A 26,024-nucleotide genomic window follows, 5' to 3' on the forward strand; every position below is an offset into this window, starting at 1 on the left:
ATAAAACCGTATTTATTTTACGTATTTTTTAAATGCAGCGTCTACTGGTGTATCAGCAAGGTGATTAGTGTAGTTGCTCATTACTTTTTGAGACAAGCCTACAATAATTTCAAGTAGCTGTTGCTTAGCGTAACCTGCGGCAAAGAATTTTTCGATTTGCTCATCGCTGATCACGCCACGTTCACGTGTCATTGCAAGTGTAGTTTCACGAAGAGTTTCTAGCTTAGGGTTTTCAAGTGGTGTTTTGTTAACAAGTGCGTCAACAATACCTTGATCAACCTTCATTGCCGCTGCAATACCACTGTGAGCAGGTACACAGTAATGACAGTCGTGCTCTACGTTAATTGATTGCCATACTACTGTTAGCTCTTCTGCGTTGAATGATGTTTTTTGAAACAACTCATGCAGTACTTGGTAACCTTTAAGTAATGTTGGTGCTTCAGCCATTACTGCATGTAAGTTAGGAAGCATACCAAATGCTGCTACTGAATCAGCTAGTAACGGTTTTGCTTCTTCTGGTGCGTTTTCTTGAGTGTATAAAGTAAATTCGGCCATGGTTAGCTCCTAATAATTAATAGTTTTAAGTAACTTCGAGACACATAGTATTTGATTTTGAGCGACTGTTCAAGTTAAAATTGAGCAAATGTTCAAATTGATTGAGAATGATATGGCTAATAAGGTTAAATTTGAACGCGAGAATGTAGTTCGCGTTGCTAGTCAGCTATTTTGGCAAAAAGGTTTTCATGCAACCTCAACGCGTGACTTACAAGAAGCCGTTAATATGCGCCCAGGTAGTATTTACTCTGCGTTTGGCTCTAAAGAAGGCCTATACTGCGAATCGCTGAAAGATTACACCGTACAAATGAAAACCCAAATAGAAGGGTTTTTATCAAGTGCCGATACAGTACTTGGTGGATTACGTGCGTTTGTTGAAAACGTGGTAATTAAAACAAAAGATTGCAGTCCAAGCGCTATTTGTATGCTAGTTAAAGCAAACAGCGAGTTTGCAGAAAAAGATTCAAACCTGTATGAGCTAAGCTTAGATTTAACGGCTCAATTTGAAGCTTATTTAACGCAATTATTTAACCAAGCAATAAACAAAGGTGAGTTAAGTAACACGTTGACCGCTGTTGAATATGCGCGCTTTTTTCAAGTGCAATTTACAGGTTTACGCGGTTATTTTAATCGTCCTAATGTAGAGCAATTTGCTGAGCCAATGATCAACCAAATGTTTATGTTGATTAAAAAGTTATAAATAGCAGTTATCGAGCATTCCCAACAAGTTACATTTATTCTACTAAATAAAAATGGCCAGTATTAACTGGCCATTTTTTTTGTGCTTAAAACTTAATTTGTAAGTTACGTTTTAAGCTTATTAAGTTCATTATCTTGCTGGGCAACGAGTGCATTAAGCGCTTCGCTGCTATCCCCTGCTTGTGTAGATAAGTCAGCAAGTTGCGATGCGGCATCAGAGATAAGCGTTAAATTACGGTTTATTTCTTCAGTTACTAAACTTTGCTCTTCAGCAGCGGTGGCAATATGTGTAATTTGATTGGTTATTTCATCAACTTTAACAACAACACTGTGCAGAGCATCAAAAGCTACTGATGTTTCATCAACGGCATTTTGTGCACGTACTACGCCTTTTTCAATAACGGTAGATGCGTTACCTACTTCAGATAATAAACTATCAATTAGCTGGCTTATGTCGTCTGTTGATGAACGCGTTTTAGAAGCAAGTGCACGTACTTCATCGGCAACAACGGCAAAGCCGCGCCCATGTTCACCAGCGCGCGCAGCTTCAATAGCAGCGTTAAGTGCAAGTAAATTTGTTTGTTCTGAAATAGTACGAATTACATCTAATATTTGCGTAATGTCTTTACTACGCGAAGCAACTTTTTCAACGGCTTGGTTAGCTTCTTTAATTTCTTCAGACATCGTTTTAACTTGCGTCATCGCTGATGACAAGCTCGACTCACTGCTTACTACCAAGCTATTTATTTCATCGGCTTGTTGGGCTGATTGCTCTGATGCTCTGGCGACTTCAAGTGCTGTTGCGCTCATTTCGTTCATAGCCGTTACCACACTTTCAATTTCTTGAAATTGAGATTGCACATTATGCTTTGTATCAATAGCTATGTGTTGTGCTATTTCGCCTTGCTGCTTGGTTTGATCAGACACCGTTTTAAGCTCAGAAATTAAATCACGTAGCTTTGCTAAAAATCGATTAAACCCACCAGCTAAAGCAATTAGCTCTGCATGGGTTTCAACATGAAGTGTATGCGTTAAATCGCCTTCTGAACTTGCAAGGTTATCTACACGTTGTTGAATTTTCTGTAGCGGCGCTATTACACCTGCTATTACTAATTTCATAATAACAAAAGCAACCACAGCAATTACTAAGCCTGTTATTAAAATAATAAATCTGAGTGATGTTGCTGTTTCTTGCATGTTTTTTTCTAGCGCTTCAGGCCCTGCAAGTGCTAGATCTGTAGGTACTTCTATGATTAATGACCACTGAGTGTTAGCTAGCTTAATATTAATTGGGTAGTTAACTAAATACTCGCTAGGCGTTTTAAAGAGGCCATGTTGGCCTTTAAATTTAACCAGCTCACTGTAAGTGTTGCTACTAACCGCTTCTTTAAATGGGCGGCCTAATTTAGACTTATAGTGACTGCTGCCTACAATTAAACCTATATCACTTAAAAGTGTTACTTTTGCTTGGCCGTTGTAAAGCTCGCTCGACAGCTTTTCGGTTAAGCCCTGAAAAGTTGGGAGCGTTAAATCAACGCCGGCTAAACCAATAAACTGACCTGACTTTAAAATAGGCACAGTTAACGACGTTAGCATTACTGAGTCGCCCGATGGGATTTCGTATAAATACGGTTCCATAATACAAGGCTTAAGCGTGTCTTTTGCACACAAATACCAATGCGCTTCACGAATACCAAATTCATTTAAAGAGGTAATATATTTATCGGCAGCGTTGGCTACTTTTTGCTGTTCAATTACGCCGTTTTGGTCGCGAGTTATATACACCTCTAAGGTGCCATTACCATTAACCGAATGTTTGTAACCTTGTTTAAAGCTCGAATCTTGCCCATCAAAAGCATTAGGCTCAAATTGCGAATATATAGAAGAAAGCAGAGTATTTTGCTCTAACATCGAGCGGTTAATACTTACTACTGTATCGCGGCTCAGGGTTTCGCTTTTGGCTGCGTCACCTAATAAAGCCGCTAATGAATAAGGAATGCGGTAAGCTTCATTAATAAAGCCTGCAATTTTTTCTCCGTATCCAGCTGCATGAGCATTAAGCTTTTCTTCTACTTCTACAGTAATGTACTCTTCAGATTTAGTCGCTAACTGCTTATTACTTGATGATAACTGCCACCACAAAACGCCTGATAACACTAGTACAGTTATAAATATACTACCGACACTAAGCCAGAGTAACTTTTTTGCTAACGATATTTCTCGCATTCATTACACCCTTTAAATTAAAACTACTGATACAGTTTAGTAGATCTAACCAACGAAGCTATGAATATCGTTAAACAAATTGAATTTAATACAATACGTTGGATTTTTTAAAGTTTAGCTAACCGTGCTGTTGTAATTGCGGCTAAAACTAATAAACACACACTTACCCATAAACACGCACTAAGCCCATATACTTGAAAAACCCAACCAGAAAGCACCGTACCAAGCAAACGCCCTATCGCATTGGCCATATAATAAAAGCCAACGTCTAGTGACACCCCATCATTTTTAGCAAAACTTACTATTAAGTAACTATGCAGCGATGAATTTACAGCAAATACTCCACCAAAAATAAGTAAGCCTATTACAAGCGTAAAATGTACCGCTATATCCAATTGCATCAACAACGCCAAAATGCCAGTTACACCACTTAATAAAGCAACCCACCAGTATGCTTTTTTGACCGAATGTGAAGTTGAATCACCTTGCCCAGTTATTCGCGGTGCTTGCGATTGCACCAGCCCATAAGCAATTACCCACGAAGCCATAAAACCGCTGACCCACCAATGATCCCAGTTAAACTGAGCGGCTAAGTAAACAGGTAGTGCAACTACAAACCATACATCGCGCGCTGAAAACAAGCATAAACGCGCTGCGCTAAGTAAGTTAATTGCCCGCGATTTAGAAAATAATTCTTTAAACTTAGGTTTGTTTTTAGCTTTACCAATATCGCCTTTTAAAAAAATTAAACTAATAACCCACGCAACACTAAGTAAAATAATTAGACTTATTAATGCCCCCACAAAACCAAATACAGTTAGTAATAAGCCGCCTAAAAAAAAGCCCACCCCTTTTAAAGCATTTTTAGAGCCGGTAAGTATGGCAATCCATTTATATAATTGGCTTTGCCCTGCATCGTCTTGCGGTACTAAATACTTAATGGCGCTCTTTGCACTCATTTTATTTAAGTCTTTTGCTATGCCACTCAGTGCTTGCGCTGCCATAACATAGGCAACGGTTAGCCAATCCCCTGGCACGCAAAGCATGGCTAAAGCTACAAGTTGTAGCCCAAGCCCTACATTCATGGTTTTGTTCAACCCTAAATGCGCGCCAAGCCAACCACCTACTAAATTGGTGATCACCCCAAATATTTCATAAAACAAAAACAACATGGCTATCGCAAATGCACCATAACCTAACTGATGAAAATACAGCACCACCAACATGCGTAGCGCACCATCAGTTAAAGTAAATGCCCAATAGTTACCAGTAATTATTAAATATTGTTTTATAGAGCTCGGTAAGTTAGCCAACTGCGCAAACATAGCGTTAAACCTTTTTAAACGAGATTAAACCAAATCACTTTGTGCAACTTTAAGCATTAGCTCAGCAGTACGGTTTGCATAACCCCACTCGTTATCGTACCAAGCGTATAGTTTAAGTTGAGTGTTGTTAATTACCATGGTTGAAAGCGCATCAATAGTGCAGCTGCGCGGATCTGTTTTGTAATCTATAGATACAAGCGGCTTTTCTTCGTAGCCTAAAATACCTTGTAGCTCGTTATTTGCAGCGTCTTTAAACCACGTGTTTACTTCGTCTTGTGTAACACCTCGCTCGAGCTCAAAAACACAATCGGTAATTGATGCGTTAGTAAGAGGTACACGCACGGCATGGCCGTTTAATTTACCTTTAAGCTCAGGAAAAATATGCGTAATAGCAGTTGCACTACCGGTTGTAGTAGGTATTAAACTTGTACCGCACGAACGCGCACGGCGTAAATCTTTATGAGGGGCATCAATAATCGTTTGGGTATTAGTAATGTCGTGAATCGTTGTCATTGAGCCGTGCTTAATACCCACTTTTTCTTGCAGTACTTTTACTATTGGCGCTAAACAGTTAGTAGTACACGAGGCGGCTGTAACAATTTTATGCTCACTTGGGTTATAAAGATCATCGTTTACACCCACTACTACATTTAAAATACCGTCTTCTTTTACAGGTGCGGTTACCACAACACGCTTAACACCTTGCGCTAAATATTGATTTAACAGCTCGGTGGTTTTCATTTTACCGCTGGCTTCTATTACTACATCGCAATCAGACCAATCAGTTTCGTTTATGGTTTTGTTGTTGGTAACTGCAATCGTGTGTTTACCCACACTAAAGCTATTATCGTCACTAGAAACCTGTTGTGCTAAACGTCCGTGTACTGAGTCAAACTCAATTATATGTGCGTGGGTTTTAGCATCGCCCGCTACATCGTTTACTTTAATAAACTCTATTTCTGGCCAATCAACTGCTGCACGCAGTGTTAAACGCCCCATACGGCCAAATCCGTTAATACCTACTTTAATAGTCATAATTAAATACCTTTAATAAGTTAATTCATTAGTTAGTTGCAGCAGCTAGTAATACGTTCAGGGCGATTACCCATAACATTTAAGCGCGTTAAATCGTTTTCATAAAATGAAGGGTTAGCAGTCAGGGTTTGCGTTAATACATTTTTAGCCCACTCTGGCAGAGCTTTATTAATACTGTAATAAACCCATTGATTTTGTTTTCGGTCGCTCAATAATCCGCATTGTCTTAACTGCGCTAAATGGCGAGACACTTTAGGCTGGCTTAACTCAAGTGCAGCAACCAGTTCGCATACACATAGCTCTTCTTGATGGCTAATTAATAGCATTGCCTTTAAACGCGTATCGTCTGCTAGGCATTTATAAAATTGGAGTGGGTTGAATTGTTCCATACTGTCCTCACTGTGTTAGTGCACATACAATAAAACAAAAACAGAACATATGGAATAGTGAATATATGATTTTTTGCATATTTATTTAACGACTCATTTTTATTAAACTCCACGCACAAAAAAGCCCAGTGGCAAAACCACTGGGCTATTACAGTATTAGTTAACTTAGCAATTAATTAAATAACTGAAAGCTCTACTTCAATATTGCCACGTGTTGCGTTTGAATATGGACATACTTGGTGCGCTTTATCTACAAGCTCCTGCGCTGCAGCTTTATCCATATCACCTAGTGACACAGCAAGTTTTACTGCAATACCAAAACCGCCTTCAATCGCGCCAATAGATACTTGTGAGTCAATATGTGTGTCGCTTGGTAAATCTATTTTTTCGCTACCTGCTACAAATTTTAGTGCGCCAATAAAACACGCAGCATAACCTGCGGCAAATAATTGCTCAGGGTTAGTGCCTTTACCGTCGTCTCCGCCTAAACCTTTAGGTGTTGATAGCTTTACATCTAAACGACCATCATCAGATTTAGCTACGCCTTCGCGGCCGCCAGTTGCAGTTGCTTTTGCTGTATAAGCTACGTTTTGTAATACATTCATAATGAACTCCAAAGTTTAGTAATTAATTTAGTTTGTATGCAAAATAATAGAACAAGTAATTAGAGATTGCAAATACTTTGCATGCAAATTAAAATACCATGTATCAAAATAAAGGATAACGTTATGCCGTTTGAGCAATTAAAGTTAAAAAATCAGTTATGTCATCGGTTATATATGGCATCTAACAGCATTGCGCGTGCGTATCGCGAGCCTTTAAACGAGCTAAATTTAACTTATCCGCAATACGTAGTAATGATGGCGCTGTGGGAGCAAGACGAAATAACAATTGCAGAGCTAATAGATAAAACCGCGATAGATGGCGGTGCAATGACCCAAATACTCAAAAAAATGAGCGACAAATCATTACTGGCTGTTATTAAAGATGAGCACGACAAACGCAAACGCCTAGTTCAGCTAACCAAGCATGGCCAATCACTTAAGTTAAAAGCAGCCGATATTCCTAAAAATATTTTATGTAAATTTGATAGTGTAGATGCAACACAAGCGAAACAGTTGATGCTGCTGCTCGATTTAGTAGTAAACGACTTAGCCGATTAGGCTCTTAATTTTTAAACAATAAACGTGTTTTAAAAGGTTTTAAAAATGACTCATATTAAAAAACTACTATTAGCAGCGGCGTGTAGCACGGCACTTTTAGGTAGCAACGCTGTAACTGCTAACACCGCTGGCCAAAATGCTGATTTAAAAACAGTAGCCACCTTTGATGCGCAGCACCCTCCGGGCAACATTGCTATTACCCCATCGGGCAGAAAGTTTTTATCTGTGCATGGCTTTTTTGGCCAAAAGCAAAAAATTATGGAGCTTTTAAGCGATGGTACAACTAAGCCCTATCCTAATGAAGAGTGGGCATACGCGTACAATAACGGTAAAGGTTTTTACGACGTACTTGGCATAAACGTATCAAGCGATGGTGTATTATGGATGCTCGACACTTCAGGGCCCGATCACGCTGGGCGCTTAGTAGGTTGGGATACAAACAAAGAGCAACTACATAAAATCATTTATCTGGCTAAACCAACCATTACCGACACCTCGTTTTTAAACGATTTAGTCATCGATAATAAACATGGCGTTGTATACATTGCCGACACAGCCCAAGGCAGCCAAGCCGCTATTATTACGGTAAACCTTAAAACAGGTGTCGCACGCAGAGTGTTACAAAATAGCCATTACACCACCGCCGAAAATATCGATATGGTTATTGATGGGCGCATAATGAGCCTTGGCGGACAACCAGCCCGCTTAGGTGTTAACCCTATTACGCTTGACCCTAACGAAGACTGGCTTTACTTTGGCTCAATGTCGGGTACATCGGTTTACCGCATTGCCACCAGCGATATAAATAACGAGAGCCTTTCGGCTAAAGCGCTTGAAGACAAAGTTACGCGTTACGGCACTAAGCCAATTTCAGACGGTATTATTGTTGATGGCGGCGGTAACATATATGTAACCGACATAACCAATGGCGCAATTGGCGTAGTTAAACCCACTGGCAACTACGAAGTATTATTTAAGGACGAACGCTTAAGCTGGCCTGATGGCTTTAGTTACGGAGCCGATCATAAAATATACTTTACCGTTGACGATTTACATAATTCGCCTGTACTTAATAATGGCAAAAATCAAAGCCACGGTAAGTTTAAAGTAATGTCGTTCGAGCCTTTAGTAAAAGGAAAAGTAGGCCGCTAATTTTCTTTTTAAGTGACTACATTTTTTAAAAAGCCTTGCACATTTAAGTGACCTAATAGTTGCAGGGCTTTTTGTTAAAAACACACCACACTGGTGCATATTTTAAAAATACTTCACCGCTTTGGTGCTAATCCTTTAGTACGTATTTACACTTAAATACTAAATACCTGATTTCTATTCATAAAATATTCAAGTTAATGTTGGCATACTTCTTCCAATAAACTGATGTGTTCAGTGAAAATACCAAGGAAAAACCATGTTCAACTTATACCATACCCTTTACCTTTTATGGCGTTTAGATATTAGCGTTTGGCAAGTTAATGATCCAACAAATACCCATACCACCGCTGATAAAGAGCGCGTCTATGTTAAGTAACATCGTATTGTGTAAAGGCTTGGCATAAAGCTTAAATGTATAAACCTACTTTAGGCTAAGCTTTTGCACACTATGAAATTTATGTGTACATTTTAATTAAACTTCAAATTAATCGTTCAATATTAAAACAACCCCCTTGTAATAAACGCCACATTTAAAAACATCGAAAAAATTAGTAAAAACACTGCGTTTATAACTTTGCAAGCAGCCCTATTGCGTTGTATTGTTGCATCCTATTGAAAATTTTTAGTTGGAACGTGTATGCACGCTTTGGAAGTTAATTTTGATGGCTTAGTTGGCCCTACTCACAACTACGCTGGTTTATCGTATGGTAATGTTGCCTCGTTAAATAACGCAGCAAGCTTTTCAAATCCTCAAGAGGCCGTGCTTCAAGGCCTTGAAAAAATGAAAGCCATGCACGACAAAGGCCTAACTCAAGGTGTATTTGCCCCTCATGCGCGCCCCGACTTAAACGTACTGCGCCGCTTAGGCTTTACCGGTAATGATGCACAAGTAATTCATAAAGCATTTAAAGCTGACCCAATTTTATTACGCGCGTGTTATTCAGCGTCTGCAATGTGGACTGCCAATGCCGCTACGGTATCGCCATCTCCTGATACAACCGACGGCAAAGTACATTTTACTTCAGCTAATTTAAATAATAAGTTTCATCGTTCATTAGAGCCTGCAACCACTACGCGCTTATTAAAAGCGATGTTTAATAACGACAAATACTTTGCGCACCATACCCATTTACCAGACCAAGGCTTTTTTGGCGACGAAGGTGCAGCAAACCATACTCGTTTTTGTGACAGCCACGGCGAGCAAGGCCTTGAAATGTTTGTATTTGGTGCCAGCGCGTTTAACAGCCAATTACCAAAACCAGCTAAATTTCCTGCAAGGCAAACTCTAGAAGCCTCAGAAGCAATTTGCCGTTTACATAACTTAAAAGATTCAAGCCAAATTTTACTACAGCAAAATCCAGACGTAATAGATCAAGGCGTGTTTCATAACGATGTAATTGCAGTAGGTAACGCCAACGTATTACTGTGCCACCAGCAAGCATTTTTAAACCAAGCACTGGCACTGCAAGATATTCGCGAAGCGTATGTAGGCAATAAAGAATTTTACATTATTGAAGTACCTACCGACAAAGTAAGTATTTCCGATGCTGTAAGTAGTTACTTATTTAATAGCCAGTTAGTGAGCCTTGAAGATGGTTCAATGCTGTTAGTGGCACCACAAGAGTGTAAACGCAACAGCGCGGTTAACGCCTACATTGAAGAAATGATTATGGCTGATAACCCAGTAAACCAAGTGCAGTTTTTTGATTTACGCCAAAGTATGCAAAATGGCGGCGGCCCAGCTTGCTTGCGTTTACGTGTAGCCCTTAACGAACAAGAACTTGCAGCGGTAAACCCTGAGGTTATTTTAACTGATACTAAATACACACAACTGTGTGACTGGGCAAAACGTAACTACCGCGACAAATTAGGCGCAAGTGACTTTGCAGACTCAGCCCTACTCACCGAAAGCTACCAAGCACTTGATGAGCTAACGCAATTACTTAATTTAGGTTCAGTGTACGACTTTCAATTAGAGCGTTAATACCTCAGCCTACACAAAGACGAATACAAAAATAGCGAGCCAAGACTCGCTATTTTTATTTGTGTTTATGTTAATACATATTTAAGTATCTTTGTTAACAGTTATGGCCGATGCCATAGACTCAGATATATGCAGCGTACGCTGCGGAAACGGAATACTCAGCCCAGCATCTTCAATTGCTTCTTTAACACGTTTATTTAAATCCCACACAGTTTGCCAATAATCACCATTAACAGCCCACGCACGTAATTGAATGTTCACTGCGCTTTCGCCTATTGATGTCACCATTACTTTAGGTGCAGGCTCTGCGAGTAACCGGCTCTCTGATGCCGCTAATTCTTTGAGTACATTTAAGCCAACGTCAATAGAGTCGGCATACGAAATCCCCACCACTATGTCCATTCGTCTTTTACCATTACGGGTAAAGTTTTTAATATTGCCACCCCACACTTTGCCGTTAGGCGATGCTATATAAAGACCGTCGGTGGTTTTAAAAATAGTGGTAAATAGGTTTATTTCACTCACAGTACCTAGTGTGCCACTGGCATCAACAAAATCGCCTATTTTAAAAGGTCTGAGTATTAGCAGCATAATACCCGCAGCAATATTGCTCAGCGTATTTTTAAGGGCTAAACCAATCGCTAAACCAGCAGCACCCATTAGCGCAATTAAACTGGCCGTGTTTACGCCAAAAATATCTAAAATAAATAGCCCGCCAATTATATAAACTAAATAACCAGCAATACTCGATAAAAGCGGGAGTAGCGTACTATCTACCCTTTTTAATGGCGATTTAGAGTTTTTAATCGCTTTTTTAACCGAGCGTGCAATTAAGGCACTCGCAACTAAAATCACCAACGCTAAAACCACTTTGTACCCTAAAGTGATGATTGTTTCTGAATGGCTTTGCCAAAACGCTAAAAGTTTATCTTTCATGTTTGTTCCGATAAATATTGCTGACACTCAGCAAAATAATGGTTAAATCTAATAAAACCGACTTCAAAAGAAGTGGCGCGAGTATATAGAATAAAAAATTTAAACCTATCTTTTTTAATCACTTATTTCAACTTTAAAAATACCGTTAAAACTATGGTTTTTGATACGTAGAGCCCACCTATTTACGGCTAATTTATAGCGCCTATTCAATATAGGTTAATCGTTTATTGGTATGGTTATTTTAAGCTTTCAAGGTTCACAAAAGAGGTTATCTATGGGAAAAGAGAAAATTGTACTCATAACCGGCGCTTCAAGTGGTATTGGCGAAGCAACCGCAAAAATGCTGGTTAACAATGGTCATAAAGTAATACTTACCGCTAGACGCGAAGATAAATTAACTGAATTAGTAGAGTCATTGGGCTCAGATAACGCCATTAGCGTAGCCGCAGATGCAACCGACTTTACCGCGCTTGAAAACGTAGTTGCTAAAGGCATTGAAAAATTTGGTCGTTTAGATGTTGCCTTTGCTAATGCAGGTAAAGGGCTAGACACTTTAGGGGTTGAAGAAGGCGACCCCAATGAGTGGTCAACCATGATCGACATAAACATTAAAGCCCTACTGTGGACTGCAAAACTAACAATGCCGCATTTACGCCAAAGCAAAGGACACTTTATTATTACTAGCTCAGCAACTGGTCGCAGAGCTGTTAAAGGCTCTATATACGGTGCAAGCAAATGGTTTACTTATGGTTTTTCTCAAAACCTAGCACAAGAAATTAGTGAATGGGATGGGCGTTGTACAACCATCACCCCTGGCGCTGTAAATACCCCTTTTACTGATGAAGCAAGACCTGACAAGTTATACCCGCAAGATGTTGCCGATGCTGTGCTATTTGCCATTGAGGCAAATCAGCGTAATAACATCAGAGAAATACATTTAAGACCCACTCATTAGTAAAACTATTCTCATAATTTTGAATATGTAAACATAGGAGAAATAATCATGGCGAAAGAAAAAATAGTCCTCATTACAGGTGCTTCAAGCGGTATTGGCGAAGCAACCGCAAAAACGCTGGTTAACAATGGCCACAAAGTCATTTTAACCGCCAGAAGCGAAGACAAATTAACTAAATTAGTTGAATCATTAGGCTCAAATAACGCACTTAGCGTAGCTGCAGATGCCACAGACTTTACCGCACTTGAAAACGTAGTAACAAAAGGCATTGAAAAGTTTGGCCGATTGGATGTAGCCTTTGCTAACGCAGGCATGGGTGTTTCAACCGCTGGCACCGAAAAAGGTGACCCAGATGAGTGGTCAACCATGATCGACATAAACATTAAAGCGCTGCTATGGACTGCAAAACTAACACTGCCGCATTTACGCCAAAATAAAGGTCACTTTATATTAACCAGCTCTGCCGCTGGCCGTAAGCCAATTGGTGGCTCTATTTACGGTGCAACTAAATGGTTTGCTTATGGCTTTGGACAAAACTTAGCTGAGGAAATGAGCGAATGGAATGGCCGCTGCACAACCATAGCACCAGGCATGGTAAACACCCCATTTTTTGATGAAGCTAAACCCGACAAACTCGACCCACAAGATGTAGCCGACGCCGTACTGTTTGCAATTGAAGCAAACCAGCGCAACAGCGTACGCGAGATTTATTTAATGCCGACTAATTAAACGTTGCTTGGTTGAGTTTGAGCTGTCAGGTTTAATGCTAATGGTATTAAACCTGATGGTTGTTAATTCTAAATACCGGCTAGATAGAATGAAGGGAAAATATTCGGCATTAATAAAAGCTTGTTAGCTGCTTTTTAGATTGCGTTCTAAGAATACAACTCTCGTTTTACCCAGCTTTGCCGTTTTAAACTCAGAATAACCACGGCGTTTATACATCGCTAAATTAGAAGCACTAAACTCCCCTGTAAAAAGCTCGACACGATTAGCTTCTGGAAATACAGTTTCAAGTGAAGAAAGCAACTTAGAGCCAACACCCTGGCCATGCAGTTCAGGCCATACCGCCATGCGTCCAATATGACAACTACCAGCTTCTAAGCGAGCTTGACCGCTTGCCAATAACTTACCGTTATCAACAACTTTCAAAATGATTTTCTTCTCAAAGTCTGCTTTCAGTTCATCAAGCGTTTGAGTTAAAGGCGGGATATTAAAGTCATTATGCAGTTCAGCTTCTGATTGATAAGCTACGCGCTGAAGTTCTAGTAAACATTCTGCATCTTCTATTGTGGCGTGAAATATTTCCATATACTCAATTCCTTTTGGCAACTAACAATTTAGTCTACGACATTTGTCGCTTTACAAACCGGCAAATGTCCTTATATTACAATGACTTTATCCTAGCTATAAAATAAACAACTGTAAACAGTTAGTTAGCTTCGCCTTACCTTTCCTAAATGCAGCAAAACCCCAAAATGGTGGAGTTCAGTAATATCAGACAAATTACTGTTTAGTTATGCAGCTTGATTATTAATTAAAAGATTATATTTTAAGTACCTGTGTTTAAACTAATAACACGTTCACCCTTTGACCCTTAAACTTGTAACTCGTTATTGCTTATAAAATTAGTTAAAAATCACAATCTACTTCTATTGAATCCTCTGTATTTTTAATTCATATTAAATATTCTTATTTCTCACTTATTATGCTGTTATGTCATTTTTAAAATTTAGCCATGCACTTATCCTTACACTTGCTAGTACCCTACCACTTACAAGCCATGCGGCGCTTGATAAAAATGAGCGTGAAATAGTAAAACAGGTCGATAAAAATATTCCCCAAGCACTTAAAGAAATAGAGCAAGCCGTAAATACTAATAGCGGATCGCTTAATATTGAAGGTGTAAAAAAAGTAGGCGCGCTGACAAGCGAGCAACTTAAGGCCATTGGTTTTAAAGTAGAATGGCTGGATGGCAGTGCGTTTAACCGCGCAGGACATGTACTGGCAACCCATGAGAGTAAAAACCCCGATGCAATAAAAATACTGATGATCGGCCATCTAGATACGGTATTTGCCAAAAACGATAACTTTACTACCTACAAACAACTTGATGCCGATACAGCCAGTGGCCCAGGCGTTGCCGATATGAAAGGCGGTAACACGATAATAATTACCGCACTTAAAAGCTTACAAGCCCTTAATTTACTAGAAAATGTAAGCATAAAAGTATTGCTGACTGGCGATGAAGAAAGCAGCGGTCGCCCACTTAGCTTATCTAAACAAGCTATTGTTGATGCGGCAATTTGGGCTGACGTAGCGCTTGGTTATGAAAATGGCGATAACAATATAAAAACAGCTATGGCGGCGCGCCGTGGTTATACCGGTTGGACGCTAAACGTAACGGCAAATGCAGCGCATTCGTCGCAAATATTTAGCGAAAACGTTGGTTATGGCGCTATTTACGAGGCATCACGTATTTTAAATGATTTTAGAGAGCAACTTGCCACGCAACCTAATTTAACGTTTAACCCGGGGCTTATTGTGGGCGGTACCAATGCCGATTACGACAGTGCTAATTCGTCAGCAACGGCGTTTGGTAAAAGCAACGTAATAGCACCAACCGTGCATGTAGCAGGTGATTTACGCGCACTTTCACCAAAACAATTAGAAAACGCAAAAAGATCAATGCAACTTATTGCTAGCAACAGTCTAAATGGCAGTAAAGCAGAGCTTATTTTTGAAGATGGTTATCCGCCAATGGCATTAACTGATGGCAATAAAAAGCTATTAGAATTATACAGCGACGCAAGCCACGACTTAGGCTTCAACAAAGTAGTAGCCGCCAATCCACGCAATGCAGGTGCGGCTGATATTTCGTTTGCGGCAAACCATGTTGATATGGCACTTGATGGTTTAGGCTTGATGGGCAGCGGTGCGCACACTAAAAACGAAACAGCCGATTTAACCAGCCTTGATAAAAACATTAAAAAAACGGCATTACTCATTTATAGATTAGGAAAACTGTAATAGTAAATGTATTTTAAAGATGAGCGTAGGCCAAATAATAACCGTCCTACGCTTGTACTTACTTTTAAGACATTATTTTATACAGTAATTCTCGCACTGTGGCCGGTTCAAACGGTTTATCACAAATAGCATCAACTCCCGCTTGAGCAATATTAGCTAGGTGAGTGTCGTTTGCCTCTGAGCTCACCATTAAAATAGGAATATGTGAGTAGCTATTTGAGCTTCTAACGGCTTCTGTTAGTTCTCGCCCGTCCATTTCTGGCATGTTGTAGTCGGTTACTATTAAGTCAAACGGTTGGTTATTCAAGTGCTCAATAGCTTCTTTACCGTTTTCAGCTTCTATTGGTGCAGGTATTCCCATCCCTGCAAGTACACGTATTATGTGTTTACGCGCAAAGCGGCTGTCGTCTACCACTAAAACTCGCAGCAGCGTTACGTCAAAATGATCAAGTTCTACTTCTTCTTCGCTTATAATATCAAGGGTTGCTTTGAGTGCGCGGGTAATGGCTTTTGCGCTAAAAGGCTTTGGCAAAATAGCCAGCACACCCGATTGGCGTAATTGCTCAAGGTATTTTTTATTACGCTCGCTCGATATAAGCATAAAAGGTTGATGCTCGGTGATAAGGTTTGATCTTATTTCTTGCAATAGTGAGTCGGCTGTCCCGTCAGATAAATACATAGAGCTTATAACTAGATCAGGGTGATAACTTGCTAATAAGCTAAGCGCTTGTGTTTGTGTAGATGCAGTTTCAACTTGTTTTACACCACTTTCTAAAAGCGATTTTATTATTATTTTTTGCTGAACCTCTGAAGGCTCTACAAGTAAAATGGACAAGTTTGCTATTGCAGTTAAGTCGCTCATTCAGATCTCTTTAGTATTGTTATAATCAGGATAATAATAACATTTTTGACTCGTTAATATTATATAAAGAGATTGTAATATTTAAGAAAACATTACCAACCCCTTTAAAATATAGCACTTATTAATTAGATTGAATGTAATCTAATGCATTCATTTTTTTATATGTGACGTTAGCGTGCAAAATATGTGCAGGTTCAGGGTCAACCACTTCAACAGGAATGTCGTAATTTCGGGCTATTTCAATTGCCATTTGCGTAATATTGACGCTAAACGAGGTGCCCATAAATACAATTTTATCGGCGTTGAGCATACGCTGTTGTGCTTGTGTTATTCTGTAAAGCTCGGTGTAGTATTCGTCAAATAATAAAACAAAGGGCTTAAATGAATGGTTTAGCTCAGGCGTTTGGTTTTGAATATTAAATAGCTCAAAAAGAGACTCTTGCAGGCAGTTTTCGTCTACGCTATCCCACGGGGTGGCAAGTGGCGTGACTGGCTCACCTTGCTCATGAAATAAGGTCATTTGATCAAGCCTGCCGTGTATCGCTATGTAATTTTTGTTACCCGCTTTGCCATCAAGCCCATCTATGTTTTGAGTAATTAGGTTTTTGTCACTTAGCCAATGGTGTACGTCGTTTGGGCCATGGTTGCGATACGTTGCAAAGCGATGGTAATACCATGCTAAAAACTCTTTTGGGGCGTTTTGATACATTGCGCGCGTTGCCATTTCCATAGGCGTATAATTTTTACTGCCAATGGTCCAATAACCATCCTCCCCTCTAAAGGTGGGAATACCACTGGCTGCGCTGACTCCCGCTCCTGTAATGTAAAGAGTGTTCACTTTTCAACCTCGTAACCGAGCACGTTAGCGCTTACTTGCTGATTATTATCTATGCCGCCAATTCGATATAAAACCCCACTGTGCTCAAGTAAGCCACGATGATCCATGCTCTTTACTTCAACTGGGGATAAAATCTGCCATTCGTTTTTTTCGATACTAAAGCGCCAAACATGGTCACTTGCTGGTGCAGGTTTGCCGTCGTAACCTATTGCGCTGTAGTTATATGGGTTATTAGAGCCTGCCATCATATAAATATTGCCATTATAGCTGGTGGCTGCCATTCGGTAGTGAGCAGTGCCTGTTGGATGTGGCAAGGTACGCCAATCTATTTTTTGTGGGTTAGTTGAATCTATTGTGCCTTTTAAGCACTGTGCTACACCTGCAAACGAGCGACGCGAATCAGGATTAGCTTGTGTTTTAACGCCATCACAAATAACAATGGTGTTACCACTAATAGCAGCGGCTTGGCCAAATACGGGCTCACCTAAAAATGGCGAGGCTTGTTGCCATGTATTATTTTGCGTGTCGTATACTTGTACTAAGTTTACGTTGCCGTCGTTATGCCAACCGCTAATTAGATAAATGTAACGCGCTTTGTAGCTCAGCGCTACGCTATCGTCTACGGGTACTGGCATGCTAGCAAGGTGAGTGTAGGTATCTTTTATTTCGTCGTACCTATATACGTCGGGGCTTGAAACTTCAGTATGATCCTCTGCTACCGTATAACCGCCAAACACATAAGCGTACTCGCCTAAGCCGACTGCGGTGCTTGCTAAGCGCCCTTTTAATGGCAAGCTTGAAGGCACACCAGTTTTAGATTGCCACTGTGAATCGCCAACTTTAAGCGTCCACACTTTGTTATGCACTGACGAGTATTGTTTATCGCGCCCCAGCCCCATAAAGCTTAAAAAGTAGGGCTGGTTTTTTACAATAACTTTAGCCACAGCATTATTTGCAACAGGCTCAGGTAAAGCGGGAAGGCTTGCTAACGCAAGAGAAAAAAGAAGGCTCATAAGGCAAATAATTTAATAAGAATTAATACGCTCAGATTAAATTATTTTAGCCTTGTGAGCCAGTATTGTTATATCAAAATAATCAAACGCTTTTGATTAGTAACCATATTAGTAGGCAATACTAATATGCTGATTTACGTGCGCTGCATTTTGCGCTACATCAACCATTGCTGTTGCGTAATCAGTGACCGAAACTTTGCTTTCGCCTGCATCATTAGTAAAAAATGTATTACTGCCTATACGGTAATTGCCTTCATTATCACCCAGACATAACTTGTGCAGTTTATTTATCAAGGAACTACCTACAAACTGCTGTAAGAGCATTTATAGGTTTTTAACGCAGCGCTGGAAAACCGCTATTAAAAATGTGGCGGTAAGTAATGTATTGTAGTTAAGGGCGTTGTGAGGATGAGCTGTCTAAGGTGGTAGTTCAGCATAATTTTTTAAGGTAAATAGGTTACGTTATCTAAGCCTTGTTGTTTATTTTTGTACATAGCTTGATCAGCATATTTTATAAGTTCGTGATCTGTTTGGCCGTGCTCTGGGTAGTTTGCAATACCAATACTAGGTGAAATATTTAGTAGTACGTCATCTAACTTAAAGACAGCTTTAAACTCAGTGAGGACTTTATTTTTTATTCTGACGGTTTCGTGGCTAGAACTTAAATTATCTAAAATAATTAAAAATTCGTCTCCACCTAAACGCCCTACTGTGTCGTAATGCCTAACCGACGCTGAAAGCCTTTTTGCTATAGCACATAAAAGCTTATCGCCAGTTTCGTGTCCGTGGGTGTCGTTTACTGCTTTAAAGCCATTTATGTCTATAAACAGTAAAGAAAAAAATGTGTTGTTTGTAGTTGCACTAATAATTACTTTTTCTAATCGCTCCATCAATAAAGAGCGATTAGGCAAACCAGTTAACACATCGTGCCGAGCCATGTAATGGAGCTGCTCTTCCATTACTTTTCGCTCAGTTATATCGTGCGCTACTGCAATTCTTACTTGATGTTGCTCTGACCAACGAACAGACCATAATATATGGACTAATTGACCATCTTTTCTCATCCAGCGGTTTTCAAAGCGAGGGTTTACCGTTTCGCCAGACAATAGCGAAGTTACGGCGTTATGCGTTTTGTAATGATCACCTTCGTAAACATAGTTAATCATCTTTTTGCCTACAACTTCGTCGGCCGTATAACCAAAAATTTGCTCAAATGCTGCGCTTACAAAAACAAATGTGCCTTGTTTATCTACCACACAAACGGCATCAAGCATTAAATCGAGTACTGCTTCTACATTAATTAATTCATTTTTTATCATACTTTGGTGCCTTCAAAGCAAAACCAAGCAAATTTAAGTATTCTATATAGCTTTAACAAAAGCAAAGATAATTAAACCACAATCGCAGATAACACAGGGCTAGGTATAAATTGTGCCCATATAATTAATATTGCTTTGAGAAGCATGACACGAAAAAGTTAAGATTAAATATTTAATAACCATAAATACTTTGAAGTTATTCTGAAATAGACTAAATTTTAAGTCGTATATAAACATATAACTATCAGCTATTTACATTTTACTGACTCTTTAATAAATATACTTATAAAGTTCATTTAACTATATTTTTACAGTTCAATTGGGCGAAATTAGACCTTTTAACTACTACAAAATTAGTTACCTTGATTTAATCTCATTTATGCTTTTACACTGTTAATGTATGTTAATATTGTGTGATATCACATGTATTACAAAAACAAAGACTGTTTTTGATTTTTGATTGCGCAGGAGACTTTTGGGTGAAAATATCACAACGTTTGTTTTGGCCATTACTTTTTGTTTGCCCTCTCTTAACGGCCGAGCCGTTTGAAGATGAAGACCTCGATCTTGATGCTTTAATGGGCATGGATGTACAAGCAACTTCTGCGATGAAAAGAGCACAATCAGCATTTGATACCGCTTCATCTATTTATGTATTAAGTAAAGAACAAATTACTAACTCTGGTGCTACATCAGTACCTGAAGCACTGAAAATGGTGCCTGGTTTAATTGTACGTCAGCTCGATAACAATCAATGGGCTATTTCATCAAGAGGTATCGCCTCTCGATTTTCTAGCAAACTATTGGTTATGATTGACGGACAAAGCTTATATACCCCAAAATTTGCTGCAGTTTATTGGGAAACACTCAACGTTCCTTTGTATGACATTGAACGCATTGAAGTAATACGCGGACAAGGCGGATTACTTTGGGGTAGTAACGCAAATAATGGCGTGATTAATATCATTACTAAAAACAGTATTGATACTCGCGGTGGATACGCAAACGTAACAACTGGTAATCAAATAAATGTTGATGCAAATCTTCGTTACGGTGGTGATATAAGTAACATAGGCAGCTACCGTGTGTATGGTCATGTAAAAGATGCGAATGAATCAAAAAAAGGGATCTTACTCGCACCTAACGATACAACTAAACAAAATTCTTTAGGTTTTCGGGCTGACTTTACCCCTAATGATGAGTGGTCTGCGCTACTACAGGGGGACGTTACTCACTCAACACTTGGTCAAAACTACCGAGGTGTTATAGATAAAACCAACGAAAACATTTCATTCTCAGATGATTTAAAGCGAACAGACTCACGCATAATGGCACGCCTTGAAAACAGAGTGTCGCCCGATGCCAATCAAATGCTACAAATTTCTTGGCTGAAACAAAATGGTTCCCAAGATTATATTAAAGAAGATTTTGAATCGATAGATATTGATTATCAAATGAACTTCATGTACCAATCTCTACAGCTAGATTGGGGATTAAACTACCGGTATAACTCTATCTCTTTCGCAGAAAGTGTATTTTTAGATAGCGATAAAAACTTTGATAACCTCAAACAGTTTGGTGCACTTGTTCAAGCTCAATACAATGTGACGCCTGATACACTCGATTTTATTATTGGTACTAAGCTTGATCATAACGATTTAACTGGCTGGGAAAATCAACCGTCAGCAAGGCTTATATACAAACCAGTAGATAACCACCTTACTTGGGGTGCTATATCGAGAAGTGTACGTACACCAACATTGATTGAATTTAACGACAACTTTAAAGTTAATGGTACTGAAATTAAAGATCTTACCGGTTTAAGCTCTGGCTTTGGACAAATAGACGACTACCGAATTGCAACCTACCTAAATGGTAACGACAAAGTTAAATCTGAAAACTATCTATCTTATGAATTAGGCTACCGTTTTACTGCTAACGATTGGTCATTGGATCTTTCTACTTATTATACCGATGCTAATAACGTAGCGGTTATTGATATGAATACGCATGCTGAACAATTCACACCTATACTTGAATTATTTCTAGCAGGGAGAATCCCAGAAGTATTTCAAGCACTAACAATGACTCGCATAGATTTAGACTTTGCATCTGTAGCAGACACGACCACTAAAGGGTTCGACCTAGTTGTATCGTGGCAACCTGTTGATAATCTCAATACTGAGTTTGGTTATAGTTACACCGATTATAACTACGATTTACCTCCTCGAGTAGAGCCCGCTATCGGCTATGACTCTAAAAACAGGCAGTTATTTGCAAAAGCCGATTATTCTTTTTTAACCAACCATAATGTGTTTGCGACATTGCGCGCAATAAACTCAAATGCATATAACACTGATAATTACACAACGTTAGATGTTAGTTGGAATTGGCAAGCAACACCTGTGTGGTCTACTGCAATTTCGGGTAAAAACCTCTTTGCAGGTTCACATATTGAGTACAATAATACGCGCGAAACCTATACATTACCAAACTATATTGATGAATGTATTACATTTACAATTTCAGCAAATTTCTAAGTTAATTAGATGATTAAATTAAGAAGTTTAATTCACAGTAGCTTAATAACGTTGACACTTCTTAGTGCCAGCGTTGGCGCTGTTGAAAAAGAATACATGCTAAAAGCAGGCTTCTTATATAACTTTGCACGTTTTGGGCACTGGGATTATCATTTAGAATCTCTTAATGAATTTATTATTTGTAGCCCTGATAAATACTTTATTGATGCGGCTAACAACGCTTTAAAAAGTCGCACTATAAAAAACTTACCTCTATACAATAAATTAATCACTCTGGATGAAGTAACAACCTCGGCGTGTAACATGCTATTTATTACCTCTGATACATTTATCGAATGGCAAAACATAACACCTTTAGAGCTGAAAAGCGTCATGCTCATTGGTGAAACAGACACATTTATTGAAAATGGCGGTCATATCAGGTTTTTTCTTTCCAGTGGTAAAATTCGCTTTGAAATTGCTCCGAAGCAGCTTAAAGATGCAGGCATTACTATGAGCTCAAAAGTGCTACGCCTTGCCCGCGTTGTAGATAGGTAGTGCAATGAAAAAACTATTTGCACTAAATACGATGAGCAAAAAATTACTATTTATCTTAATGAGTGTTGCACTTGTATCAACCGCGACAGTAACCATTGTATTTAGTGCTTATGAAATAACCAGCGCTAAAGAGGAACAAATAGAAAGCTTGGGCTCTCTGTCAAAAATGCTTTCACCGAATATAACTACAGCACTTATGTTTGATGATATTGATGCAGTGCAAGAGCTTATAAACCCAATACTTATACGATCAGATGTTATTAGTATAATGGTAACAAGTATGACTGGTGAGGAACTTGTTATTGCGCAATCCGAAGATGAAGATATGGAGCAAAGTATTGAAGTAAGTACACCCCTTCAACTCGATATGCATGATTACGGTATATTAAAAATACGCGCTAACAACAGCTACATTCAAGACAGAATTACTTTTTACTTTAAATTTATAATGATTTTGATGGTATTCACCTTTGCCATCAGCCTAATTTTATCTCTTTTATTAAGGCGTCGCTTTTTAAACCCTATTTTATATTTAGCTCAAACAGCAAATAAAATAACCACATCACATGATTATAGCTTACGCGCTAAACAGCTATCACAAGATGAAGTAGGACAATTAACCTCTTGTTTTAATGCTATGTTATACAACATTGAGCAAAGAGAAAATTCATTAGAAAACCAAGTGAGACTGCGTACTAATGAACTTGAAAATGCGAATATTCAGTTGCAACAATATGCCTACCAAGATGGGTTAACCGACTTACCGAACAGACGTTATTTTTACGAAAAACTACAAAGCTTAGTAAGTATTAAGGGAATGAAGTTCGCCCTTATATTTATAGATTTGGATGGCTTTAAAGAAGTGAATGACAGCCTAGGTCACGACTACGGTGATTTACTCTTACACCAAGTAGCCACAAGACTGCAAAGTTGTATAACGACTAAAGATACAGTCGCACGTTTAGGTGGTGACGAATTTACATTAATTTTAGAGGGTGTAAATAGTCCTGATGAAGCATCAAAAGTTGCCGAAGCAGTAAAAAGCAGCTTAATGCAGAGCATTAAAGTAAAAAAAGAAACAGTGTATGTTACCGCAAGCATAGGTTTAACATTTTTCCCTGCTGATGGTTTAACAGTAGAAGAGCTCGTTAGACGCGCTGACCAAGCAATGTATTTATCTAAAAATAAAGGGCGGAATCGCTATGAGTTTTTCTCCTATGCTATCGAAGAAAAAGCCACAGAAAAGCGTCGTCTAATAGAGGAAATACGCACTGCAATTGTTAAAAACCAATTTGAATTATTTTACCAACCTATATTTTCAATTGACGGGAAATCAGTACCAAAAGCTGAAGCCTTAATTCGTTGGAACCACCCTGAAAGAGGCCTAATAGGGCCAAATGAATTTATACCAGTTGCTGAAAAAAACGGATTAATAAATGATATCGGCCAATGGGTAAAATCTCAAGCAATTCAAGATACCGTCCAATTCAATGTTTTAAGTGAAAAGATAATTCAAGTCAGTGTAAATACATCACCTCTTGAAATTGACCGCGCTGGTTGCTGGGTGGATGAATGGATTGTTGCAAGTAAAAAGTACCAACTACCCGCAAACACCATTTTAATTGAAGTCACTGAAAATACTTTAATGGATCCCGACTCGTCAATACAACGACAATTAAAACGCTTAAGCACTATTAATATAGATATTGCGATTGACGACTTTGGTGTTGGTTATTCTTCTTTGGCGTATTTACAGCGCTTAGATATAGATATTTTAAAAATAGATCGCTCATTTATCAACGATATAGAATCAAACGATAATAGTATTGCTCTCGTGAAAGCTATTATCACTATGGCTCACAATCTAGACGTAATGGTGGTTGCTGAAGGAGTTGAGACACAAAAACAGTATGACCTATTAAAGCAGCTTGCTTGTGATTACATTCAAGGCTACTTCTTTTCAAAGGCTATTTCTAAAAAAGAGTTTATGGGAAAATACATAGAACAAAAAGAAGTGATCTAATTTTTGTCTATCGTGTGAACCTTTTACAATTCAATATAGAAAACCCCATAACTCTTAATTTACATTCAATATACTTATAGCCTTACCTCAAGCTATAACCAGCGAGGGACAAGTAATTTATACTCTTTATATTGTGTAGAAAAACGATGGGTCAAATGAGCTTCCTCAACTAAAGTTTGTCTATATATAGCAATTAAACCAACCACTAAGCAGATCAAACTAAATATACTAGGTAAGGCTAAAAAGAAACCTACTTGTGCTGCTACGATACCTAAATACATCGGATTTCTAGAGTATTCATATAATCCTGATGTTTTAAGCTCATGTGGTCCCTTAGGATCAATTCCTGAACGCCAAAGGGCTGCCATCTGAAAATGTACAAACATCGTTAAAATAAAGCCTGCGGTCAATAATACATCGCCAAATAATACGCCTGGCCAGCCATTGAGTATTGGGAATAGCCCAAGATAGCTATCTAACTCAGGTACAAACACTCTCACTACACATACAAACCAAATAGCAGCTCTGAAAAACTTAAAAACCATATGGTTCCACCAACTAGTACAAAATTTATCACCGGGATAAATAACGCCTGATGGTGTATTTCGATTTTTATAAATAATTCTAAATGTATAAAATCCGGCAACAAAAGTATAAAAAATAGCTAAGTAAACTCGGGTAAATTCAACTAGCGATGCAGAGTCATCTACAAATGTTTCATAAGGCATTTAAGTTACAGCTCACAATCATTATTGGTAGTAATTTTAAAACAACTAAGCCAATAGATTTAGTTATAAGATCATGAAATCATATTAGTATTCATTGCCCTCATAAACAAGCTAAGTCTGTGGTTAGTTAACGAGTTATAATCAACTAATCAAACTAATTTATAAATTCTGTTTGATACTTCACCTAAACAACTGCTTACACAAACCGAAAACGTAAATTCGGTAGTTCACAATTTTATTTTTATACCAATTCGCTTAATTAAGTGATCTATTTTTCCGCCCTACTTGATGGTGTTGGTATGAGTGTATATTAATTGCGCACATTTCACTTTTCTGCAGGCGTAAAAAAGCCCGACTATTTCTAGTCGGGCTCTCTACAATTTGAAGCCTGGTAATGTCGTAGTGCCCACAGCGGTGGAGAGTCACATAGCAAATGCTACTGGATTGGCCCACTGAGATATTGAGGGATTTTGCTGTGATTTTAACGTCGGGAGTCGCTGTGCTCGCCCGACCTACGTGATGGGTGTTGCTGTGAGTGGATGATAATTGCGCACATTTTACTTTTCTGCAGACGTAAAAAAGCCCGACTGTTTCTAGTCGGGCTTTCTACAATTTGAAGCCTGGTAATGTCCTACTTTCACATAGCAAATGCTACACTATCATCGGCGCTGTTTCGTTTCACTACTGAGTTCGGCATGGAGTCAGGTGGGTCCAA

24 protein-coding genes are annotated in these 26,024 nt (G+C 38.8%); 10 read left to right on the top strand and 14 right to left on the bottom strand.

The window, feature by feature from the left end; translation table 11 throughout:
- Nucleotides 1-12 precede the first annotated feature (12 nt).
- Nucleotides 13-555 carry a carboxymuconolactone decarboxylase family protein gene (locus tag H5089_RS06410; RefSeq protein ID WP_024595406.1) on the bottom strand — a complete coding sequence of 181 codons (543 nt, stop codon included), beginning with the start codon at nt 553-555 and terminating at the stop codon, nt 13-15.
- A gap of 112 nt (nt 556-667) precedes the next feature.
- Between H5089_RS06410 and H5089_RS06415 the strand changes: the two genes are divergently transcribed.
- Entirely contained in the window at nt 668-1,255 is a 588-nt protein-coding gene (locus tag H5089_RS06415) for a TetR/AcrR family transcriptional regulator (protein WP_004334521.1), read from the top strand.
- A 104-nt stretch (nt 1,256-1,359) separates the two neighbouring features.
- On the opposite strand, the gene H5089_RS06420 is transcribed toward H5089_RS06415, so the two are convergent.
- From H5089_RS06420 to H5089_RS06440, 5 genes are all read right to left on the bottom strand, one after another.
- Nucleotides 1,360-3,480, bottom strand: a complete 2,121-nt coding sequence (locus H5089_RS06420) for a methyl-accepting chemotaxis protein (protein WP_182711785.1) — start codon at nt 3,478-3,480, stop codon at nt 1,360-1,362.
- Between the two features lie 107 nt (nt 3,481-3,587).
- A complete protein-coding gene (gene arsJ, locus H5089_RS06425; RefSeq protein ID WP_182711786.1) occupies nt 3,588-4,805 on the bottom strand; it encodes an organoarsenical effux MFS transporter ArsJ in 1,218 nt (405 codons plus the stop codon).
- 24 nt (nt 4,806-4,829) lie between these two features.
- A complete protein-coding gene (locus H5089_RS06430; RefSeq protein ID WP_182711787.1) occupies nt 4,830-5,840 on the bottom strand; it encodes an ArsJ-associated glyceraldehyde-3-phosphate dehydrogenase in 1,011 nt (336 codons plus the stop codon).
- Between the two features lie 32 nt (nt 5,841-5,872).
- Nucleotides 5,873-6,229: a metalloregulator ArsR/SmtB family transcription factor gene (locus H5089_RS06435; RefSeq protein ID WP_004334508.1), complete on the bottom strand. Its 357-nt coding sequence runs from the start codon at nt 6,227-6,229 to the stop codon at nt 5,873-5,875.
- 176 nt (nt 6,230-6,405) lie between these two features.
- Nucleotides 6,406-6,834, bottom strand: a complete 429-nt coding sequence (locus tag H5089_RS06440) for an organic hydroperoxide resistance protein (protein ID WP_182711788.1) — start codon at nt 6,832-6,834, stop codon at nt 6,406-6,408.
- A 123-nt stretch (nt 6,835-6,957) separates the two neighbouring features.
- On the opposite strand from H5089_RS06440, the gene H5089_RS06445 reads away from it, so the two are divergent.
- From H5089_RS06445 to astB, 3 genes are all read left to right on the top strand, one after another.
- On the top strand, nt 6,958-7,392 hold the full coding sequence (locus tag H5089_RS06445; protein ID WP_182711789.1) for a MarR family winged helix-turn-helix transcriptional regulator: 435 nt from the start codon (nt 6,958-6,960) through the stop codon (nt 7,390-7,392).
- A 45-nt stretch (nt 7,393-7,437) separates the two neighbouring features.
- Entirely contained in the window at nt 7,438-8,544 is a 1,107-nt protein-coding gene (locus H5089_RS06450; protein WP_182711790.1) for an L-dopachrome tautomerase-related protein, read from the top strand.
- 637 nt (nt 8,545-9,181) lie between these two features.
- On the top strand, nt 9,182-10,528 hold the full coding sequence (gene astB / locus H5089_RS06455) for an N-succinylarginine dihydrolase (RefSeq protein ID WP_182711791.1): 1,347 nt from the start codon (nt 9,182-9,184) through the stop codon (nt 10,526-10,528).
- Between the two features lie 81 nt (nt 10,529-10,609).
- On the opposite strand, the gene H5089_RS06460 is transcribed toward astB, so the two are convergent.
- Nucleotides 10,610-11,464 (bottom strand): mechanosensitive ion channel family protein, encoded by an 855-nt coding sequence (locus tag H5089_RS06460; protein ID WP_182696518.1) that lies wholly within the window; start codon nt 11,462-11,464, stop codon nt 10,610-10,612.
- A gap of 274 nt (nt 11,465-11,738) precedes the next feature.
- Here H5089_RS06460 and H5089_RS06465 point away from each other — a divergent pair, with 274 nt between their 5' ends.
- Complete coding sequence (locus H5089_RS06465; RefSeq protein WP_024597442.1) at nt 11,739-12,419, top strand: SDR family oxidoreductase; 681 nt, start codon at nt 11,739-11,741, stop codon at nt 12,417-12,419.
- A 48-nt stretch (nt 12,420-12,467) separates the two neighbouring features.
- Nucleotides 12,468-13,148, top strand: a complete 681-nt coding sequence (locus H5089_RS06470; protein ID WP_024597443.1) for an SDR family oxidoreductase — start codon at nt 12,468-12,470, stop codon at nt 13,146-13,148.
- Between the two features lie 123 nt (nt 13,149-13,271).
- Here H5089_RS06470 and H5089_RS06475 read toward each other — a convergent pair whose 3' ends face one another.
- Nucleotides 13,272-13,730 (bottom strand): GNAT family N-acetyltransferase, encoded by a 459-nt coding sequence (locus H5089_RS06475; RefSeq protein ID WP_182692573.1) that lies wholly within the window; start codon nt 13,728-13,730, stop codon nt 13,272-13,274.
- 405 nt (nt 13,731-14,135) lie between these two features.
- Here H5089_RS06475 and H5089_RS06480 point away from each other — a divergent pair, with 405 nt between their 5' ends.
- Entirely contained in the window at nt 14,136-15,449 is a 1,314-nt protein-coding gene (locus H5089_RS06480; RefSeq protein ID WP_182711792.1) for a M20/M25/M40 family metallo-hydrolase, read from the top strand.
- 64 nt (nt 15,450-15,513) lie between these two features.
- Here the strand turns inward: H5089_RS06480 and H5089_RS06485 are convergent, their stop codons facing one another.
- From H5089_RS06485 to H5089_RS06505, 5 genes are all read right to left on the bottom strand, one after another.
- Complete coding sequence (locus H5089_RS06485; RefSeq protein ID WP_182197608.1) at nt 15,514-16,311, bottom strand: response regulator; 798 nt, start codon at nt 16,309-16,311, stop codon at nt 15,514-15,516.
- A gap of 121 nt (nt 16,312-16,432) precedes the next feature.
- The gene (locus tag H5089_RS06490; protein ID WP_182711793.1) at nt 16,433-17,149 is read right to left on the bottom strand and encodes a Sir2 family NAD-dependent protein deacetylase; all 717 of its coding nucleotides are present in this window, start codon (nt 17,147-17,149) and stop codon (nt 16,433-16,435) included.
- Entirely contained in the window at nt 17,146-18,162 is a 1,017-nt protein-coding gene (locus tag H5089_RS06495; protein WP_182711794.1) for a kelch repeat-containing protein, read from the bottom strand. Before H5089_RS06495 ends, H5089_RS06490 begins: the two co-directional genes overlap by 4 nt.
- A gap of 108 nt (nt 18,163-18,270) precedes the next feature.
- Nucleotides 18,271-18,456 (bottom strand): epimerase, encoded by a 186-nt coding sequence (locus H5089_RS06500; protein WP_024594980.1) that lies wholly within the window; start codon nt 18,454-18,456, stop codon nt 18,271-18,273.
- A 149-nt stretch (nt 18,457-18,605) separates the two neighbouring features.
- A complete protein-coding gene (locus H5089_RS06505; protein ID WP_182711795.1) occupies nt 18,606-19,481 on the bottom strand; it encodes a diguanylate cyclase domain-containing protein in 876 nt (291 codons plus the stop codon).
- Nucleotides 19,482-19,960: 479 nt separating this feature from the next.
- Between H5089_RS06505 and H5089_RS06510 the strand changes: the two genes are divergently transcribed.
- Genes H5089_RS06510 through H5089_RS06520 form a run of 3 tightly spaced genes read left to right on the top strand, consistent with a single transcriptional unit; the run spans nt 19,961 to nt 24,581 of the window.
- Nucleotides 19,961-22,021 carry a TonB-dependent receptor domain-containing protein gene (locus H5089_RS06510; protein WP_182711796.1) on the top strand — a complete coding sequence of 687 codons (2,061 nt, stop codon included), beginning with the start codon at nt 19,961-19,963 and terminating at the stop codon, nt 22,019-22,021.
- Nucleotides 22,022-22,030: 9 nt separating this feature from the next.
- Entirely contained in the window at nt 22,031-22,558 is a 528-nt protein-coding gene (locus H5089_RS06515) for a YfiR family protein (RefSeq protein ID WP_182711797.1), read from the top strand.
- Between the two features lie 4 nt (nt 22,559-22,562).
- Entirely contained in the window at nt 22,563-24,581 is a 2,019-nt protein-coding gene (locus H5089_RS06520) for a bifunctional diguanylate cyclase/phosphodiesterase (protein WP_182711798.1), read from the top strand.
- A 92-nt stretch (nt 24,582-24,673) separates the two neighbouring features.
- Here the strand turns inward: H5089_RS06520 and H5089_RS06525 are convergent, their stop codons facing one another.
- Nucleotides 24,674-25,309 carry an isoprenylcysteine carboxylmethyltransferase family protein gene (locus H5089_RS06525; RefSeq protein ID WP_182711799.1) on the bottom strand — a complete coding sequence of 212 codons (636 nt, stop codon included), beginning with the start codon at nt 25,307-25,309 and terminating at the stop codon, nt 24,674-24,676.
- Between the last annotated feature and the right edge of the window lie 715 nt (nt 25,310-26,024).

It is taken from the genome of Pseudoalteromonas sp. SR45-1, from assembly GCF_014163655.1.
Lineage (GTDB): Bacteria > Pseudomonadota > Gammaproteobacteria > Enterobacterales > Alteromonadaceae > Pseudoalteromonas > Pseudoalteromonas distincta.